At 56.1% G+C, this 16,827-nt stretch carries 19 protein-coding genes and 1 riboswitch; of the genes, 5 read left to right on the top strand and 14 right to left on the bottom strand.

The window, feature by feature from the left end; translation table 11 throughout:
• Window positions 1-19 precede the first annotated feature (19 nt).
• Complete coding sequence (thiD, locus tag KP806_RS06620; RefSeq protein WP_224722782.1) at window positions 20-847, top strand: bifunctional hydroxymethylpyrimidine kinase/phosphomethylpyrimidine kinase; 828 nt, start codon at window positions 20-22, stop codon at window positions 845-847.
• A 100-nt stretch (window positions 848-947) separates the two neighbouring features.
• Here the strand turns inward: thiD and KP806_RS06625 are convergent, their stop codons facing one another.
• The 8 genes from KP806_RS06625 to KP806_RS06660 all read right to left on the bottom strand — a co-directional run bounded on the left by KP806_RS06625 (window position 948) and on the right by KP806_RS06660 (window position 6,835).
• On the bottom strand, window positions 948-1,796 hold the full coding sequence (locus KP806_RS06625; protein ID WP_224722783.1) for an NAD-dependent epimerase/dehydratase family protein: 849 nt from the start codon (window positions 1,794-1,796) through the stop codon (window positions 948-950).
• A gap of 50 nt (window positions 1,797-1,846) precedes the next feature.
• Window positions 1,847-2,785 (bottom strand): aldo/keto reductase family protein, encoded by a 939-nt coding sequence (locus KP806_RS06630; RefSeq protein WP_224722784.1) that lies wholly within the window; start codon window positions 2,783-2,785, stop codon window positions 1,847-1,849.
• Between the two features lie 182 nt (window positions 2,786-2,967).
• Window positions 2,968-3,294 carry a YnfA family protein gene (locus tag KP806_RS06635; protein WP_224722785.1) on the bottom strand — a complete coding sequence of 109 codons (327 nt, stop codon included), beginning with the start codon at window positions 3,292-3,294 and terminating at the stop codon, window positions 2,968-2,970.
• A 367-nt stretch (window positions 3,295-3,661) separates the two neighbouring features.
• A complete protein-coding gene (gene queF, locus KP806_RS06640; RefSeq protein WP_224722786.1) occupies window positions 3,662-4,159 on the bottom strand; it encodes a preQ(1) synthase in 498 nt (165 codons plus the stop codon).
• Between the two features lie 31 nt (window positions 4,160-4,190).
• Entirely contained in the window at window positions 4,191-4,922 is a 732-nt protein-coding gene (queE, locus tag KP806_RS06645; protein ID WP_224722787.1) for a 7-carboxy-7-deazaguanine synthase QueE, read from the bottom strand.
• Entirely contained in the window at window positions 4,912-5,361 is a 450-nt protein-coding gene (gene queD, locus KP806_RS06650; protein ID WP_224723106.1) for a 6-carboxytetrahydropterin synthase QueD, read from the bottom strand. The genes queE and queD overlap by 11 nt, the downstream gene beginning before the upstream one ends.
• Window positions 5,361-6,026, bottom strand: a complete 666-nt coding sequence (gene queC / locus KP806_RS06655) for a 7-cyano-7-deazaguanine synthase QueC (RefSeq protein ID WP_224722788.1) — start codon at window positions 6,024-6,026, stop codon at window positions 5,361-5,363. Before queC ends, queD begins: the two co-directional genes overlap by 1 nt.
• Before the next feature lie 144 nt (window positions 6,027-6,170).
• A riboswitch (PreQ1 riboswitch) is annotated at window positions 6,171-6,214 on the bottom strand.
• A 99-nt stretch (window positions 6,215-6,313) separates the two neighbouring features.
• Window positions 6,314-6,835 carry a hypothetical protein gene (locus tag KP806_RS06660; protein ID WP_224722789.1) on the bottom strand — a complete coding sequence of 174 codons (522 nt, stop codon included), beginning with the start codon at window positions 6,833-6,835 and terminating at the stop codon, window positions 6,314-6,316.
• A 123-nt stretch (window positions 6,836-6,958) separates the two neighbouring features.
• On the opposite strand from KP806_RS06660, the gene KP806_RS06665 reads away from it, so the two are divergent.
• The 3 genes from KP806_RS06665 (at window position 6,959) to KP806_RS06675 (ending at window position 10,393) form a co-directional block, all read left to right on the top strand.
• Window positions 6,959-8,827 carry a prenyltransferase/squalene oxidase repeat-containing protein gene (locus KP806_RS06665; protein ID WP_224722790.1) on the top strand — a complete coding sequence of 623 codons (1,869 nt, stop codon included), beginning with the start codon at window positions 6,959-6,961 and terminating at the stop codon, window positions 8,825-8,827.
• A 386-nt stretch (window positions 8,828-9,213) separates the two neighbouring features.
• Window positions 9,214-9,546, top strand: coding sequence for a PadR family transcriptional regulator (locus tag KP806_RS06670; protein WP_224722791.1), 333 nt, complete (start codon window positions 9,214-9,216; stop codon window positions 9,544-9,546).
• Window positions 9,539-10,393 (top strand): permease prefix domain 1-containing protein, encoded by an 855-nt coding sequence (locus tag KP806_RS06675; RefSeq protein WP_224722792.1) that lies wholly within the window; start codon window positions 9,539-9,541, stop codon window positions 10,391-10,393. Before KP806_RS06670 ends, KP806_RS06675 begins: the two co-directional genes overlap by 8 nt.
• Here the strand turns inward: KP806_RS06675 and KP806_RS06680 are convergent.
• A complete protein-coding gene (locus tag KP806_RS06680) occupies window positions 10,329-10,769 on the bottom strand; it encodes an HAD hydrolase family protein (RefSeq protein WP_224722793.1) in 441 nt (146 codons plus the stop codon). The genes KP806_RS06675 and KP806_RS06680 overlap by 65 nt on opposite strands.
• 15 nt (window positions 10,770-10,784) lie before the next feature.
• Window positions 10,785-11,888, bottom strand: coding sequence for a rhamnogalacturonan acetylesterase (locus KP806_RS06685; RefSeq protein ID WP_224722794.1), 1,104 nt, complete (start codon window positions 11,886-11,888; stop codon window positions 10,785-10,787).
• A gap of 221 nt (window positions 11,889-12,109) precedes the next feature.
• Between KP806_RS06685 and KP806_RS06690 the strand changes: the two genes are divergently transcribed.
• Window positions 12,110-13,000, top strand: a complete 891-nt coding sequence (locus KP806_RS06690) for a J domain-containing protein (protein ID WP_224722795.1) — start codon at window positions 12,110-12,112, stop codon at window positions 12,998-13,000.
• 57 nt (window positions 13,001-13,057) lie between these two features.
• Here the strand turns inward: KP806_RS06690 and KP806_RS06695 are convergent, their stop codons facing one another.
• The 4 genes from KP806_RS06695 to KP806_RS06710 are packed head-to-tail and all read right to left on the bottom strand — an operon-like array spanning window position 13,058 to window position 16,789.
• Entirely contained in the window at window positions 13,058-13,786 is a 729-nt protein-coding gene (locus KP806_RS06695; RefSeq protein ID WP_224722796.1) for a FadR/GntR family transcriptional regulator, read from the bottom strand.
• A gap of 27 nt (window positions 13,787-13,813) precedes the next feature.
• Window positions 13,814-14,539, bottom strand: a complete 726-nt coding sequence (locus tag KP806_RS06700) for a LutC/YkgG family protein (RefSeq protein ID WP_224722797.1) — start codon at window positions 14,537-14,539, stop codon at window positions 13,814-13,816.
• Window positions 14,532-16,064 carry a LutB/LldF family L-lactate oxidation iron-sulfur protein gene (locus KP806_RS06705; RefSeq protein WP_224722798.1) on the bottom strand — a complete coding sequence of 511 codons (1,533 nt, stop codon included), beginning with the start codon at window positions 16,062-16,064 and terminating at the stop codon, window positions 14,532-14,534. Before KP806_RS06705 ends, KP806_RS06700 begins: the two co-directional genes overlap by 8 nt.
• Window positions 16,061-16,789: a (Fe-S)-binding protein gene (locus tag KP806_RS06710; RefSeq protein ID WP_224722799.1), complete on the bottom strand. Its 729-nt coding sequence runs from the start codon at window positions 16,787-16,789 to the stop codon at window positions 16,061-16,063. The genes KP806_RS06705 and KP806_RS06710 overlap by 4 nt, the downstream gene beginning before the upstream one ends.
• Window positions 16,790-16,827: the final 38 nt, after the last annotated feature.

The raw sequence follows: 16,827 nt of genomic DNA on the forward strand, positions 1-16,827 counted from the left end.
CGAGGAGGAAGCAGAAACGATGAAGGTGTATAAAGCATTGACGATAGCCGGCTCGGACAGCGGAGGCGGCGCCGGCATTCAAGCCGATCTGAAGACATTCCAGGAGCTCGGCGCTTACGGCATGTCGGTCATCACGGCCGTTACCGCCCAGAACACGCTCGGCGTTCAGGGCGTATACCCGCTCGGGCCGGATGCGGTCGCGGAGCAGCTTGACTCGATCGGCGCCGATTTGACGCCTGATGCGGTCAAGACGGGCATGCTGTTCAGCGCGGAGATCATCCGGACGGTAGCGGACAAAGTGAAGCAGTACGGCTGGAGCAATCTGGTCATCGATCCCGTCATGGTCGCCAAGGGCGGATCGCCCCTTCTGCAGCAGGAAGCCGTTCAGACGCTGATCAAACTGCTGATTCCGCTCTCGCTGGTGACGACGCCGAACATTCCCGAAGCCGAGCTGCTGACGCGGATGCCGATCCGCACCCTCGCGGACCGCGAGGAAGCCGCAAGGCGCATCGTCCAGATGGGCTCGCGCTTCGCCGTCATCAAGGGCGGCCATGATGCGAACGGAAGCCGGCGAGTCGTCGATCTCGTTTACGACGGACGCGATTTTATATATATGGAAAGCGAGCGGATCGATACCCGCCATACGCACGGCACGGGCTGCACATACTCCGCCGCCGTCACCGCAGGCCTTGCGGCCGGCAAAACGGCGCCCGAGGCGATCAACGCCGCCAAGGCGTTCATACAGGCTGCCATCGAAGACGGGCTGGGCATCGGCGGCGGGCATGGTCCGACCAATCATTTCGCCTATCAGCGCAGGCTGCGGGGAACGGTGCCCGCCCAGGGCTGACGGAGAAGGCAGTCAAGCGTAACCAGTTTATTTTAAAAAAAGCGGCAGTCCGGGGACACTTTCACTTCACAAGAGTGTCCCGAACTGCCGCTTTCGGCATTTATTGGCTTACTTGCTCGCGCCACTTGTACTTTGGCTGCCAGCCCAGCAGCCGCTTCGCTTTCTCGCTGCTGAGCAGCGTCTCATACCCGCCGAGCGGCTGCCGGAAATCGTTCACTTCCGGGTAACGCGCGGCCAGCAGCTCGCGGCTCGTCAGATCCATGCTGGTCTCGTCGGCCGCCAGATTCAGCGCTACCGAGCCCAGCCCTTCCGCTTCAACCGCCAGGCGGCAGGCTTCCGCGGCGTCCCGCGTATCGATATAGCTCCACAGGATTCGCTCGCGCTCCTCCGGCTTATGGATGAACGACGGAAACCGTTCGTACCATTCCGGCGGAATGACATTGCCGAGGCGGAGCGATACCACCTGCATGCCGGTCCTGCGGTTGAACATGTCCGCGGTCGCTTCATTCACGATCTTCGACAAGCCGTAGCTGTCCTGCGGCAGCTGCGGATGCTCCTCATCCATCGGCACGTATTGCGGGCCGATGGGATGAACCGCAAAGCAAATGCCGTACGAGGATTCGCTCGAAGCGATAACCGCCTTGCGTATGCCGAGGCCGGCAGCCGCTTCCAGCACGTTATACGTAGACATGACGTTATTGCGGAATGTAACCTCCGGCGAGGTCATGCCTGCTCTAGGAATAGCCGCCAGATGCACGACGGCGTCCGCTCCGGCAAGTGCCCCGTAAGTCTGGCCCAAATCCTCGAGATCGACGATAAGCGTGCTGCATAAAGCTTCCTCCGGCTGGCGGGTATCGACGCTGAGCACCTCGTATCCCTGCCGGGCAAAGTGGCGCACGACCCAGCGGCCCAGCATGCCGCTTCCTCCTGTTACGACTACTTTCGCCATTCCAAAGCTCTCCTTCCTTCTTCTCCTGCTGCAGTAAGGGCGTAACCGCCTTATTTCAAAATCTCTTCGATTCGCTTCAAGGTATCTTCGTCAAGCTTGATATCCGAAGCTTTGGCGTTTTCCGTTACCTGCTCGGGACGGCTCGCGCCGACCAGTGCGCTCGCGACGTTCGGCTGGCGCAAAATCCAGGCAAGCGCCAGATTGCCGACGGTGATGTCAAGCTCGGCGGCGACGGCTGAGAGCTCGCTCACCTTCCGCAGCTTCTCTTCGGAAATTCCTTTGCGCACCCAATCCAGTCTGGCGGCGCGGCTGTCTTCCGGCACCTCGGAGGCCGACGTATATTTGCCCGTCAGCAGCCCCTGAGCAAGCGGCGAGAACACGACCTGGCCAATGCCCGAACGCTCGCCGAGCGGAATAACCTCTTTCTCGATGTAACGCTCAAACATATTGTAGATCGGCTGGTTTACCACGATTCGGTCCAGCAAATACCGGTCGGCCACGCCGAGCGCTTCCGCCATCTGCGACGCCTGCCATTCGCTCACGCCGACATACAGCACTTTGCCTTGGCGCACGAGGTCATCCAGCGCCCGGAGCGTCTCCTCGAGCGGCGTATCGTTATCGTAGCGATGACAGTAGTAGATGTCCACATAATCGAGTCCAAGCCTCTTTAAGCTTGCATCGGCCTGCTCGACAATATGCTTCCGGGACAATCCCCGGTCGTTAGGACCGTCGCCCATCTGGCCGAACACCTTGGTTGCCAGCACGTACGAATGGCGCGGATACGCTTTCAGCGTTTCGCCTACCAGCTCCTCCGCAGCGCCTCTTTCATAAACATTCGCCGTATCGAAAAAGTTGATGCCGAGATCGTATGCCGTTTTGATGGCGTTAACCGCATTTTCGCGTTCGACGTAACCTCCGTATGTAAGCCAGCTCCCCAGGCTGATTTCACTCACTTTCAAGCCTGTCCCGCCTAATTTCCGGTATTTCATCTTTAAATTCCTCCCATTTCGCAATTGTTCTGCGAGCATCATGATGATCCGCTTGCCTCCCATGCTCTCAGAAGCACTTTTATTCTAAAATAGTTCTCTCCTAAATAGAAGAACGGAATTTTTTTTCACTAGATTATACGAAGGTTACCTGCTATACCCGAGTATACCGCCGCAGCGTCCGGTCAGCCCCTCGGCGCCCACAGCATAATAGAGACGCCGATCAAGCAAACCGCCGCTCCGACCCAGTCATACGGATCCGGCGTTTTCTTGTCGACCAGCCATCCCCACAAGACGGCGAGCACAATAAAAACGCCGCCATACGCAGCATACACTCTGCCAAATGAAGGGAAGCTTTGCAACGCAGGAATAATACCGTACAAAATCAGGATAATACTCCCGACTACGCCGTACCAAAGAGGTCTCGACTCCCGCAGCCACAACCAAACCATGTACCCTCCGCCGATTTCAGCGAGACCCGCCAACAAAAAAATAAAGATCGCCAGCAGCATTTCAGTTGCCCCTTCCAACAAATCATGTAATAGTCCCTCTGATAATGGACATATTTGAAGCTTAAACTGACTAAACAGCAAGTGCCGGCGTCTGGCGGACAGGAGAATCGTTTAGGCCGGATGGAAGGTTTGCTTTCTTAAGAAGCATGGCTTTAAAGCGCCAAGATGACCATTAGAATGTGGGAATAACACCATATGGGGCCTACGCATCTTTTTTGTCCGTTAGACGACCTTGACTTCCAATTCCGGCTCGCGAAATGAATCAATGGGGCCTCCCCTTTTGGATCCATAAAAACAGGGCTGTTTCCCCGGTCACATCATGACCTTCAGAGACAGCCCATATAAATGACAGTTCATTTATTTTCTACTAACGGTTATCGACCTTTTCCGGGTACATGTCGTGGTTCATCAGACGATGCTCCGCGATCTGCTCGTACTTGGTGCCCGGCCGGCCCCAGTTGCAGTACGGATCGATGGAGATGCCGCCGCGCGGCGTAAATTTGCCCCATACCTCGATATATTTCGGATTCATGAGCGCAATAAGATCATTCATAATAATGTTCATGCAGTCCTCGTGAAAATCTCCGTGGTTGCGGAAGCTGAACAGATACAGCTTCAGCGACTTGCTTTCGACCATTTTGACGCCCGGGATATAGGAAATGTAAATCGTTGCAAAATCCGGCTGGCCCGTCATCGGGCACAGGCTCGTAAATTCCGGACAGTTAAACTTGACGAAGTAATCCCGGTCCGGATGCTTGTTATCGAACGCCTCCAATATTTCGGGCGAATATTCAAACTTATATTTTGTGCCCTGGTTGCCGAGCAGCGTGACGCCGCCGAGCTCCTCCTTGCTTCTTCCACCCATGCTTCGATCCGCCTTTCTTCTTTCGCGGCGCTTACACGCCTTTCTTATTTCCCCAAACCCATGTATGGAGCTGCGGCAGTACATGAACCCGCCTCAGCTCCGGATTCGGCATCACCCGCCCGATCAGCCATTCGTAGCGCTCCACCAAATACGGAAGCATATGCCGGGGCTCTAACTCCTGCAAGTTCCCGTTGCCTGCTTGCACATAAAACGGAGCCTGCGGGTATTTCCGATGAACGGAGGCTGCATAATCCAGATCCGCGTCATCGAAAACGACTACCTTCAGCGAGAAGCGCCTCTCCCGCGCCGACAGCTTGCCGACAATGTCGTCCAATACAGACCAGTCCGTCTTCATTCCGGAGCTGGGCGGCTTTGGAGAGATTGTAAGCTCATCAATTTCCAAAAACCAGTCCTGCCACCGGCTGCCCTGCGTCTCCAGCGCGACGCCGATGCCCTGCTCGTGCAGCAAGCCGATCAGTCCGCCAAGCTGCGGTAGCAGCGCAGGATTGCCGCCGGATATCGTGACGTGGTCGAACGTTTCTCCGCCGATCTCCTGCAAGCCTTCATATATTTCAGCGGCCGTCATCAGACGGATGTCTTCCTTGGCGCTGCCGTCCCACGTAAAGGCGGAATCACACCAGGAACAGCTGTAATCGCAGCCTGCCGTACGGACGAACATCGTTTTGCGGCCGACGACCATTCCTTCCCCCTGAACGGTAGGGCCGAACAGCTCCATGACGGGTATTTTACGCTCAGCCGCCATCACGCGCCGCCTTTCTCTTCGGTCGGTAAATACAATAGCTCGTAGGCGTTTCCCGAAGGTATACTTGAACGCATTCAGGCCGGTTGGCGGTGCCGTCCAAATAGGCTTGAACGATTTCGCAAATCGTGCGCGCCACGACCTCGGTCGTCGGAAACCGCTCCGGGTCCGTGCCGCTGAAGCTTTCCGTATCGTCGTTCAACAGCGTATGGTCGAACCGGTCGTGAATGAGCTTTTTGATGATCGCAAAGTTCACCAGAAAGCCGGTAGAATCCAGTTCGTCTCCGGCAACCGTCACATTGGCGTAATACGTATGCCCGTGCAGCTGCCTGCATTTGCCGGCTTCGTCGGCCGGAACGAAATGAGCGGCGGCGAATTGAAAATCCTTGTTGAGCTCATAGCAATAAGGATGATTGGCCGCCGGATAAACCTGCTGCATCATCATTCCGCCTCCCTCCGGTTTCGTCCCGCCAAATAATCGTCGAGACCTTTCCGGCGCAGACGGCAGGCCGGGCAATCGCCGCAGCCGTCGGCGATCATTCCGTTATAGCAAGTAAGCGTCCGCTGACGGACAAATTCGAAGGCGCCAAGCTCATCGGCGAGCGCCCACGTCTCCGCTTTATTCAGCCACATCAGCGGCGTATCGATTACGAACGGATAATCCATAGACAAATTCAGCGTCACGTTAAGCGATTTGATGAAGACGTCGCGGCAATCGGGATAACCGCTGAAATCCGTCTCGCATACTCCCGTCACGATATGAGTCGCGCCGATTTGCTTGGCCAGTACGGCGGCAAACGTAAGGAACAGCTGATTGCGCCCGTCTACGACCGTCGAAGGAAGCTGTCCCTCTTTCTGCTCGATCGCGATATCGTCGCGGGTCAGGGCGCTTGGCGCCAGCTGGTTCAGCAGCGACATATCGAGGACATGATGCTTGACGCCAAGCTCATTGGCGATGGACGCCGCACATTCCAGCTCGAGCTTATGCCGCTGGCCGTAATTAAAGGTAACGGCCTCCACCTCTTTGAAGCGCTTCAGCGCCCAGAACAGGCAGGTCGTGCTGTCCTGTCCGCCGCTGAAGACGACGATTGCTTTATCCTTCTTCATGGTGCATCTTCCTCTCCGGTTTGAGAAGACAGAGCTCGCCTGAAATCCTTCATGATCTGCAAAAAAACCAAAGAAACGGCGCGGAGCGGTTGAACCCGCTTCGCGCCGAACGCAAAAACGACGTTGCCACGAATCGGACAATCGTTTTGCATAGTTTTTTATAGAGGGAGTTCGCGAACCTCTCCCGGCCGCTCTCCCCTCTGGGGACAAAGGCGCGGAGTTTCTTCATTTAGTTGTATATTCCTATGTACTATAGCACAGCTTCCGCCGCTTGTGAACCATCTGGCTTAGTTTACCGCCTCGTGCAGCTCATGAAGCGTTTGAAGGGTATGCCGGATAAGCTCCGGTATATCGTCCATCTGCTCTTCGTTAATTTTCCGCGGAAAGGTTATCTCCGCCGTATTCGAGTAGATTGGTTTTTCAGCGCCGTAGCGGTAACTGATCGTTTGAGCCGGCGGGGAAACCGTGCCCCAAATCCGCTGCAGCAGATCCTCGATCCGGGAGCAGACGTTATCCGCATTTTCCAGCTGCAGATAGAACCGGATGCGGAGCCCGCACGATGGTATTTCGTCCTTCAGCTCCAATATTTCCGCAGCAAGCTCCTTAAGCGAAGCCGACAGCAAAATTTCGGCCGAAATGTCATGGCGCTCAGCAAGCGTGAACCGCAGTCTAAACTCCCTTGCCATCACCGCCAGCTCCAGCCGGTCGACCCGGTTCACGATATCGATTTCCCGGTCCAAATTATCCAAATCGTAAAGCTGGTTCTCAAAAGCCACCTTCAAATTTTCAAATACCGTCGGGTCAAACATCCAGATTCTCCTCCAGCCGGGCCTTTCTTGATTTGCGCAAAGGTTTGCCGCATTCGTTTATTATAGCGCGTTTCACCGCATATACATGTAGAAAATTTTCATGCAGAGGATGAAAACACAAACATGGAGATGAACCGCTTACGCGACACCATAAACCGGATGGCGGCCGGGCTGCTCCGCGCACAATCGCCTGACGGCGCGTGGCGTCTGTGCTTCGATACGGGAATTTTGACGGACAGTTATCTGATTATTTTGGTGGCGGCGCTTGGAAAAAGAGATCCGGATATCATGCGGGAGCACGCCGCACGAATTGCCTCCCTTCAGCAGGTTAACGGCGCATGGAAGCTTTATCCGGATGAAGACGGCGGAAATTTGGAGGCGACTGCCGAAGCGTGCTACGCTCTCCTATGCTCCGGCTATTACCGGCAGTCGGATCCGGCTATCGCTCTGGCCAAACAATTTATCCGCTCCCGGGGCGGCTTGTCGAAAGCGCGGAGCCTGCTTACGCAGGTGATCTTCGCTGCGACCGGTCAAGCCGAGTGGCCCAGGCAGCTGCGGATTCCGCTCGACGTCTTCTTCTCGAGTCTCGGCCTCGGCCTCGACCTCTACTCCCTCTCCGGCCACGCGCGCGTTCATCTGATCCCGACGCTGATCATGTCGAACAGGCAATTTTCGGTGCGGAACCCGGATATGCCGGATTTATCCGACCTGTTCACCGGCGGCTCCCGGACCTTCGACAACGACGATACTTGGATTTCCGCGTTAAGCGGCTTTTTAGGCTCGCTCCCGCTAGCCAGCCTGCTGGCATCGGGGTCGGAATCAGCTCTGCAAAAGGCGGAAGCCTATATGTTTGAGCGGCTGGAGCCGAACGGCACTCTGCTTACTTACCCGACCGCGACAATTCTGATGGCTTTTTCACTTCTTGCTCTGCAATACCCTGCGGACTCTCCGATGATCGACCGGCTCATTGGCGGCGTCAAGTCGCTGCGCTGTGCGGACAGGGCGCATATCCAGTCGGCCTCCTCCGAGGTTTGGGATACCGCCTTGCTCAGCTATGCGCTGCGGGAGGCCGGCGTTCCCGCCGATTCCCCTTCAATAGCGGGCGCGGCCGGCTATTTGGCCGTCAGGCAGCAAAGCCGGTTAGGGGACTGGGCGGTCCGCACTCCCCACACCGAGGCCGGGGGCTGGGGCTTCTCCGCCGTCAATACGATCTACCCCGACGTAGACGACAGCGTCGCCGCCCTGCGGGCAATCCGTCCTTTTACGGACCGGCTGGCAGGCGGCCGCTCCAACTGGGAGAGAGGGCTGCACTGGGTGCTTGCGATGCGCAACGACGACGGGGGCTGGCCCGCGTTCGAGCGGACGGGAAAATCGCTGCCGTCCGGTTTTTTTGCCTTCGAAGGTTCTTCGGACGTTTCCACGGACCCGTCGACCGTCGATTTAACCGGCCGTGTGCTCGACTTTCTCGGCAAGGAGCTGAACATGAGCATCGGCCACCGCTGGATTGACGAGTCGGTCACATGGGTATTGTCGCAGCAGGAAAGAAACGGCAGCTGGTATGGCCGCTGGGGCATCGCTTATTTGAGCGGCACCGGTGCAGCCGTCCAGGGCATGACCGCCGTCGGCATGGCGAGCGACCATCCCGCGATCCGGAAAGCGGTGCGCTGGCTATTAAGCGTACAGAACGCTGACGGCGGCTGGGGAGAGTCCTGCTTAAGCGATCAAGTGAAGCATTATGTCCCGCTTGGTGAAAGCACGCCGTCGCAGACCGCCTGGGCGATGGACGCTCTCATTGCCGCCAGCGACAGGCTGACGCCCGAGCTCGAGCGGGGCGCCGAGGCGCTGCTTCGCTCGCTGGAGCGCAGGGACTGGACGTTTACGTACCCGACCGGCGCCATGCTGCCCGGAAACATCTATGCCCACTATCCGAGCTACAACTATATTTGGCCGCTGCTGACCATGTCCTCGCTCATGAAAAAATACGGCTCATAAGGGGGAAACGCCATAAAGTCGCTCAAATACGCCGGCGCGTGAAGGCAGCTCTCTGTGGCTGTCTTCCTGGCTTTACATGCCTTACATTACTATCCGTGAAAGTAACTGGATTTCGTGTATCTAATTTACCGGATTGGGCTTCCCGTTGAAAAATAACTGGATTGCATGTATCTAAATCGTGAGTACCCAGAAAACTGAGGCCATTTCGGCTCATTTATCTACAGGGAATACAGCTATTTTACAGAGAAAGCGCTTCTGGCGAGAAATATATACATCAAATCCATGTATGGTAACCAACCACAACGTTGATCAATCCACTAAGTAGTGATACTATGTAGCTATAGTTAAGTACATCGAATTACGACATACCAAAGGATGATGACTCAATGAGCAAAACCGAGCTGGTGAAAGGAAGCACTGAAGTTATATTATTGTCCTTGCTGGAGGGAAAAGACATGTACGGCTACGAGCTGGCGCAGCAGATTGAACTGGCTTCGGAGGGGTACCTTCGCTTTAAGGAGGGCACGCTGTATCCTGCATTGAAGAAATTGGAAACCGGCGGGTTCGTCACAAGTTATTGGCAAGCTTCAAGCGAAGGGCCGAAGCGGAAATATTATTCGATTGCTTTGACCGGCAAACACGCGCTTGGCGATTTGAAGAAGGAATGGGGCATGTTTCAAAAAATAATGAATCGGATCGTAGGTGAGCCGCTTGGATAACGTCCCGGAATTTAAAGCCTATCTGCGATCGGTCATCGACGGTCTGGGGCTGGATGCTGACAGTGGCGAGGAGCTGTTTCAAGAGTGGTACCAACATTTGGAGGAGCTCTTGAACAAGTATTTGCAGGATGGCTTTAACCGTCAAGAAGCGATAAAACAGGCGCTGCGGCAGTTCGGCGCTGCGGAGCAGATTCGGGCGGAATGGAAAAAGAGCTCCCCCGGCCGCAAGGCCATGCTGGGATTAAAGGAAACAACCGTTTGGTTATTATGCGCGCTGGCCTCCTCCGTCGGTCCCTGGCTGTTCATACAAGCAACGTTCAGCCTTTTTTATTTGGCCGTCACGCTGCCTGTCTTACTGATCTGCGGAGCGGTCTACCATATCCTGCTGTCCCGGCTCACTGTTCGGCCGCCTTGGTGGCTGCTGTTCGTGACGCTAGGTATATACGGCCTATTTCTTCTAAAATCCGTAAGCCTGACTTCATTGGAATCCGTTTTCCTTCAATTAATCATGCTGGACTTTAGCGGGGACGGGCTATTCACGATGTCCGGCATTCATCTGCTATGGGCCGCGGCCGTCGTATGCCGGATCAACGCTTCGCCTCCCGGCCAGGCTTGGAAAAGAGCTATCCGGTCCAGCTTCGAGTTCTGGGCGATGAATACGGCGGCGCTATTCCTGGCTGCGACGGAGCTGCTGGCAGGCTCTGCGGAAGGAAAGGTGTTATTTCTAAATCTGGTTCTCCTGTACGCCACGATTCAACAGGTCATCCAACCGCATTACCTGATCATGGCCCGCAGCAAACTGAAATACTGGTTCCGAAAAGCACTGTCCCCTGATCGGTCACTATAATATTCATCAAATTGCCGAACAGCTGTGTCAGCGTTTCAAGATCGCTGAAGGATGAGAGCAGTATTTTAGTAGCGTCATGCCGTTTAAGCTCATCGATCGGCAGGACGACCGGCCGGACGACCGGCCGAAATTTGGGATTAAAAAATTCAAAATCGTCAATCTCACGGGCAGCATACCATACGTCGTTCACTTCAACGCTTATGGTACACTCCGGCATTCGCAGCTTACAATATTCCAACAGCTCTGCCGCCGAATCCCGCGGGATCGGAACATGCTCCCCGATCCCTGCCGCTTCGTCCGTAACGACGGCTCCGTTGTAGCAGACGAAAGAGGCCGCATACCCCGGAAGGTGGGCAAAGCAGACATCGGCCTTCAAAGCCGCATCAACCGATTATTTCAAATACAAATTCAGAGGCGATAAGCCGAGCTCGCGCACGCCTTCCGCAACCAGGCCGGCAATTTGAATGGCGCCTTGCACCTGGAAGTGAGTATCGTCCTGCGCCCCGATAGGGAAATGGATAAACTCGCCCGGGTACGCCCACATGAACAGAGCTTTGGAAGGCTCGTCCCCAAGCCGCTCATACAATGCTTTACTCTTCTCGGCCAGATCGATAAGCGGAACATCCATCTCAGCCGCCAGCTGCTTCATGCCGAGCAAATAGTCGCCGTGCGTGTCGATGATCCGGCCTTCGCCGTCAAACTTGCGGCGGTGCATCGACGTAATGAGAACAGGTCTAGCCCCGCGAGCGCGTGCTTCCTCCACGTAGACGGCCAGCTTCTCCTTATAGCTGCCGAACGGCTCGGTCGCGCGCTCCACATCCGGCTTCTGGTCGTTATGACCGAACTGGATCCACAAATAATCGTTCGGCTTGATCTGATCCAGGATAGCCGCAAGCCTGCCTTCGTCGATGAAGCTGCGCGAGCTGCGGCCCGACTTCGCATGGTTGTCGATCGCGACATCCGTCTTGAAATACATCGGCAGCATCTGTCCCCAGCCCGCATAAGGGAACGTCTCCTGATCGGTCACCGTCGAATCTCCCGCCAAATAAATCGTCGTCGCCTGCGTCGCCTTCACGATGTCCAGCGCGTTGATGCGCGGCGCTATGCCTGAAAAAGCGAGCCGTAAACTGCCGTTGGTTACTTTAACCGTGAAGCTGTGCACCGCGTATTGGCCGGCCGACGTTTCGGCGTTGTAGACGACGATCCGTCCGGTGCCGTATTTCAGCGTGGTCACCGTAGGAGCGATTGCATCGCCGACCGTAGCGGTGATCGTGTAGCAGCCGTTAGGCAGGTCGACCCGGAACACAGCCTCGAGAGGAATGCAAAACGCCCCGCGCAGGCGGTTGTCCCCGCCGCGGTCCCGCGAACTTACTCGTTCGTTATTTACAAAGCCGTAGCCTGTTGCTTCGCTGTATACCGTCTCCGGCAGCACTTGAATGAAGGGAGCACCCGGCGCCTCCCCGATCCCGAAATCAAATTTGAATACTGCAGCCATGAAAGCACCATCCTATTCGTCATTTTTCCTATTGCAAGCATAACAAATCAGGAGAAAATAGGAAGCAAATATTTCGTTTTTTCTGTTAAAAATTCCGGTTACATTTGTACACCCCGCTCCGCCATCCGCCCCGATTCGCCAAAGTTTGCGTTCACCGCGGAATTACGTATACTTATAGGTAGGAGTCATTCGACGCTACTTATTAATTTTGAGGTGACACAGTGGAGGAATTAAAGGAAGCCTACAAAACGATGGGTCTGCCGGAGCAGGCGCCCAAGGAAGAGGTCGAGAAGCGCTATGAAACGCTGATGCGGCAAGCCCGCTCCCGGTCGAAGCAATCGGAACAAGCGGACGATTCGTTCGCCAAGGTCACGCAGGCCTACAAGCGCATCCTCGAGTACGAGGACCGCAAGTTGACGGAAGCCTTCAACGAGCAGGAATACGGCAAATACAAGAAGATGGCCGGTCAAGCGCAGAAGGTGGATCATTTTTGGCGCTACTACAAATTTCATACGCTTGGCGCAATCGCGGCTGTCGCACTCATCATTTACGGTATCATGAGCTTTATCGATTACCGCGCCGAGCAGGAGCGGCTGGCCAATTTGCCTCCCGTCGATCTGGACGTCTCGTTTATGGGCAATTTCATTATGAAAGAGGAAGTGCCGAAGGAAGAGCCGCTGGAAAAAGCGCTGCTCGCAGCATTTCCCGAATGGAAGCGCTTCGTTGCGACGTTAACCTATGTGCCCGCCGACGAAGCGACGCAGTACGCCTATTTGCAGAAAGCGGTGCTGGTGCTGGCAACGGAAAACCCCGACGTATACGTCATGGACAGCCAAATTTTCAACTGGGTCGGCAACCAGGCCGTGCTGCTGAATTTGGACGAGCTTGCCGAGGGAGAGCTGAAGCCGCTGATCAAGGACGGCGTCGCCAAGAAGATGAAAGCCGCCGAGGACACCGAGGAGCATGTGTACGGATTTGACCTGACAGACAGCGCCCTTGCAAGCGACGTGCCGCTCTATCACGAGAGCCTGATCGTCGGCATCCGCGCCAACGCCAAAAATCCGGACAAGGCGAAAGCATTCATTAAGAAATATTTGGAGACGATAAAATAGTTAAAAAATGGGATGACTGAGCCCGGCTTTTGCCGGACAAGGTCATCCCTTCTTCTTTTACGGTCTTTCGCCCAAATGCTTCAAGACGATGCTTTCGATATGCCGCAAATGCTGCTTCATCCGATCGCCCGCAAGCGCGGCGTCCTGCAGCCGGATCGCGTCGTAAATCGCGAGATGCTCCGCGTACAGCCGCTCGGCGACGGCCGTATTGGCGTACAGCTCCACCCGCCTGATATCGTGAATCGCCGTTTCGATATGGCCCATGATCGATTCGAACAGCCTGACCATGATCGTGTTATGGGTCGCTCTCGCAACGGTCAGATGGAACTGCAGATCGAGCCGTTCTCCTTCCGCTTCATCGCCGGCGCTTCGCTTCATTTCGTTAACGAGGCTGCTAAGAACGGTCAAATCCTCATCCGACCGTTTGACGGCGGCAATCGAGGCATTAGATACCTCCAGCGATTCGCGCGCTTCCAGCAGCTCGAGCACCGTCTCGCGGTTCAGGCGGAGCGATTGAAGCTCGGGCAGCTCGATCTCCGCGGGGGAGCTGCTGATGACGCGACAGCCGCCGCCCTGGCGGATCTCGATCAGGCCCATCGCCTTCAGCGCGCTGAGCGCTTCCCGGGTCGTAGAGCGTCCGACGCCGAACTGCTCCGAGATTTGCTTCGTGGATGGCAGCTTATCCCCCACCTTCAGCTTCCCGTCCGTGATCAGCTGCTTCAGCTGCTCGGTCATTTCTTCATAATGATTGCGCTTTGACAGCTTCGCTACCTCAAGCGGCGGCATGGCGCGTCACCTCCTGCTTACCGTTTGTCAGCCTACGAGCAAGGCGTAGACGATGCCCGGACCGTGTACCCCGATCGTCAAATCGTTCTCGATATCGGAGGAACGGCTCGGTCCCGAAATGAAATGAATGCCTGCCGGCAAATGTTCGCGTCCGGCTTCATCGAACGTGGACAGTACCTCGCCAAGCCTTGTTTTCAAACGGTCTAGCGGAATTATGATCATGAGTACCGTCGGCAGCAGGCTGACGGAACGGCCTTTGTTCTCCGCCGACAACACCGTTACCGAACCGGTATAAGCGACTGCGTGATCCGCGATGACGATGCCGAAATCCGCCTCTGCCGCGCGTGCCCGCCAATATTGGCCGGGATCGGTGTTCCAGACCGACACCTGCGAGTCAGGCAGCTGCTGCTCCAGGCCCAAATCCGCAAGCTCCGGCTGGTTTTGGCGGACGATGTATTTGGCTCCCATCTCCCCCGCCTTGTCGGCGATGAACTTTTTCGCGTCCTCCATCGTTTGGAGCCGCGCCACATGGCCGCCTACCGAAAGAAAGTTATCCGTAAACTCCTTAATGCGCTCCTCCTCGGACCATTCGAACGCCTTCCAGAAATCGGGTGCGCCGCGAAACGGATGCTGCGGCTTCTCCGTCATTCTCGGGTGCCTGAGCTTCGAGGCTATGTTGTTCATAAAAAGCTCCTGCTTCGCGCGCGACTCCGCCTCCAGCTTCTCCAGCCATTGCTTATGCGTATCAGCCATGCCCGTGTCCTCCTTTGCCTTCCTTCCGTTCCCGCTCGCGCTTCTGCACAAGCTCCTCCATCCTCTGCTTCATCGAAGGGTCCATTTGCCTCAGTCCTGCTTTAAGCTCCTGATCGAGCGTGTCCCACTTCTCCCGGAACGACTCCTTCGGAAGGCTCGGCGTGACGCGGTACGTATTCCAGCCCTTGAGCGGACCAAGCTTCGTCTTGATGACGCCGCTGCGCACGACGAGCTTTTGGCCCAGCTTGCCAAGCCGCAGCACGCCTCCGAGCCGCGAGGAATTGCCCATGATAGTGGCAAAACCCTGCATTCCGATCGATTCGAGCTTGTTGCCGTGGCCGCTCTCGACCTTCCGCCTGCGCAAGTAAACCAGCATATCATGAAGCGGTATTTTGACCGGGCAAGCCTCGTAGCAGGCGCCGCACAAGCTGGACGCGTTGGCGATATCGTCCCACTCGGCGATGTTTTTGTTCAGGGACGGGGTAAGCACCGCGCCGATCGGACCGCTGTACGTGCTGCCGTAGGCGTGGCCGCCGATGTGGCGGTATACCGGGCAGGCGTTCAGGCAGGCGCCGCAGCGGATACAGTTCAGCAGCTCCTGGAACTCGGGATCGCCGAGCTGCAGTGAGCGGCCGTTGTCGATAATAATGATATGCATTTCGTCCGGGCCGTCCGCATCCTTCTCGCGGCGCGGGCCGGTAATGCCGGACATATACATCGTCAGCTTCTGGCCCGTAGCCGAACGCGGCAAAAGCGTCGCCATAACTTCCAGGTCGGACCAGGACGGAATAATACGCTCCATACCCATCAGCGTAATTTGCGTTTTCGGTACGGTGCTGACCATTCGTGCATTGCCTTCATTCTCGAAAAGCACCATCGAGCCCGTCTCCGCAATCGCGAAGTTACAGCCGGTCATGCCGATTTCCGCGTCCAGAAACTTCTCGCGCAGCTTCTTGCGGACAAAGCCCGCCAGCGCCGTCGTATCCGGCGGCAGCGTGTAGCCCGCCTCCTTGGACAGCAGCTCTGCGATTTGGTAGCGGTTTTTGTGAATGGCGGGAATGACGATATGCGAAGGCATTTCGCCGGCCAGCTGAATAATGTATTCCCCAAGGTCCGTTTCCACCGCTTCAACGCCGATCGTCTCGAGAGCGTGATTAAGATGAAGCTCCTCCGAAACCATTGACTTCGACTTTACGACCGACTTGGCGTTCGCGTGCTCGGCGATGTCCAGCGTCAGCTTGACGGCCTCTTCTGCCGTATTCGCAAAATGCACATGCACGCCGTTCGCACGGGCATTATTGACGAATAAATTTAAGTAATAATCGAGATGGGCAATCGTGTGCAGACGGATCTGTCTGCCGCGCTCGCGCCATTCCTCCCAGTTGCCGTGCTCGGCGGTCGCTTTTTTCTTCCCGTTTCTGAGCCGCTCCGTCGTAAACCGGACCGCTTTGCGCAAAAACTCGTCGTTCAGGGCAAGATCCGCTCTCGCTTTGACCGTTTTCTCTTTCTTCTGCGCCGTGCTCATGCTCCTTTCACCCCTTCATATAGAAGCTCCGCCAAATGCATGACGCGAACCGGCTCGTTCCGGTAACGCAAATTGCCGGCAATGTTCAGCAGGCATGCCATGTCGAGGCCGACCAGCACCTCGGCTTCCGTCTCCAGCACGTGATCGACCTTCTCCGTTACCATCGCACCGGAAATATCCGCCATTTTCACCGCGAACGTTCCCCCGAAGCCGCAGCAATCCTCAGCGAACGGGAGCGGCACGAGATCAAGCCCCTTAACGTTGCCGATCAGCGCCATCGGCTCGTCCTTCACGCCCAGCAGACGGCTGCCGTGGCAGGAAGGATGGTAAGTCACCTTATGCGGGAAAGAGGCGCCGACATCCGTAACGCCCAGCACTTTGACAAGAAACTGCGTAAATTCATACGACTTGCTTTGCAGCCGGTTCGCACGTTCCAGCATAACCGGATCGTTCTCGAACAGCTTCGGATAATGGTGAATCATGCCCGTGCAGGAGCCGGACGGAGAAATAACAAAATCGCTGTCTTCGAACGCATCAAGTATCGTTTTCGCGGAATCCCGCGCTTCCTTCCAATAACCGCTGTTAAATGCAGGCTGTCCGCAGCAGGTTTGCACGGTCGGAAACTGGAGCTCAACGCCGTATCTGGCCAGCAGGCGGACCATCGCTTCCCCGACGCGCGGGTAAAGCGCATCGCTTAAACAAGTAATAAATAAGGAAACCTTCATTTCCGCACCCCTTTCCTTATGCTTAGTTATATTATATC

The organism is Paenibacillus vietnamensis (genome assembly GCF_020169515.1).
In the GTDB taxonomy this organism is placed as follows: domain Bacteria; phylum Bacillota; class Bacilli; order Paenibacillales; family Paenibacillaceae; genus Pristimantibacillus; species Pristimantibacillus vietnamensis.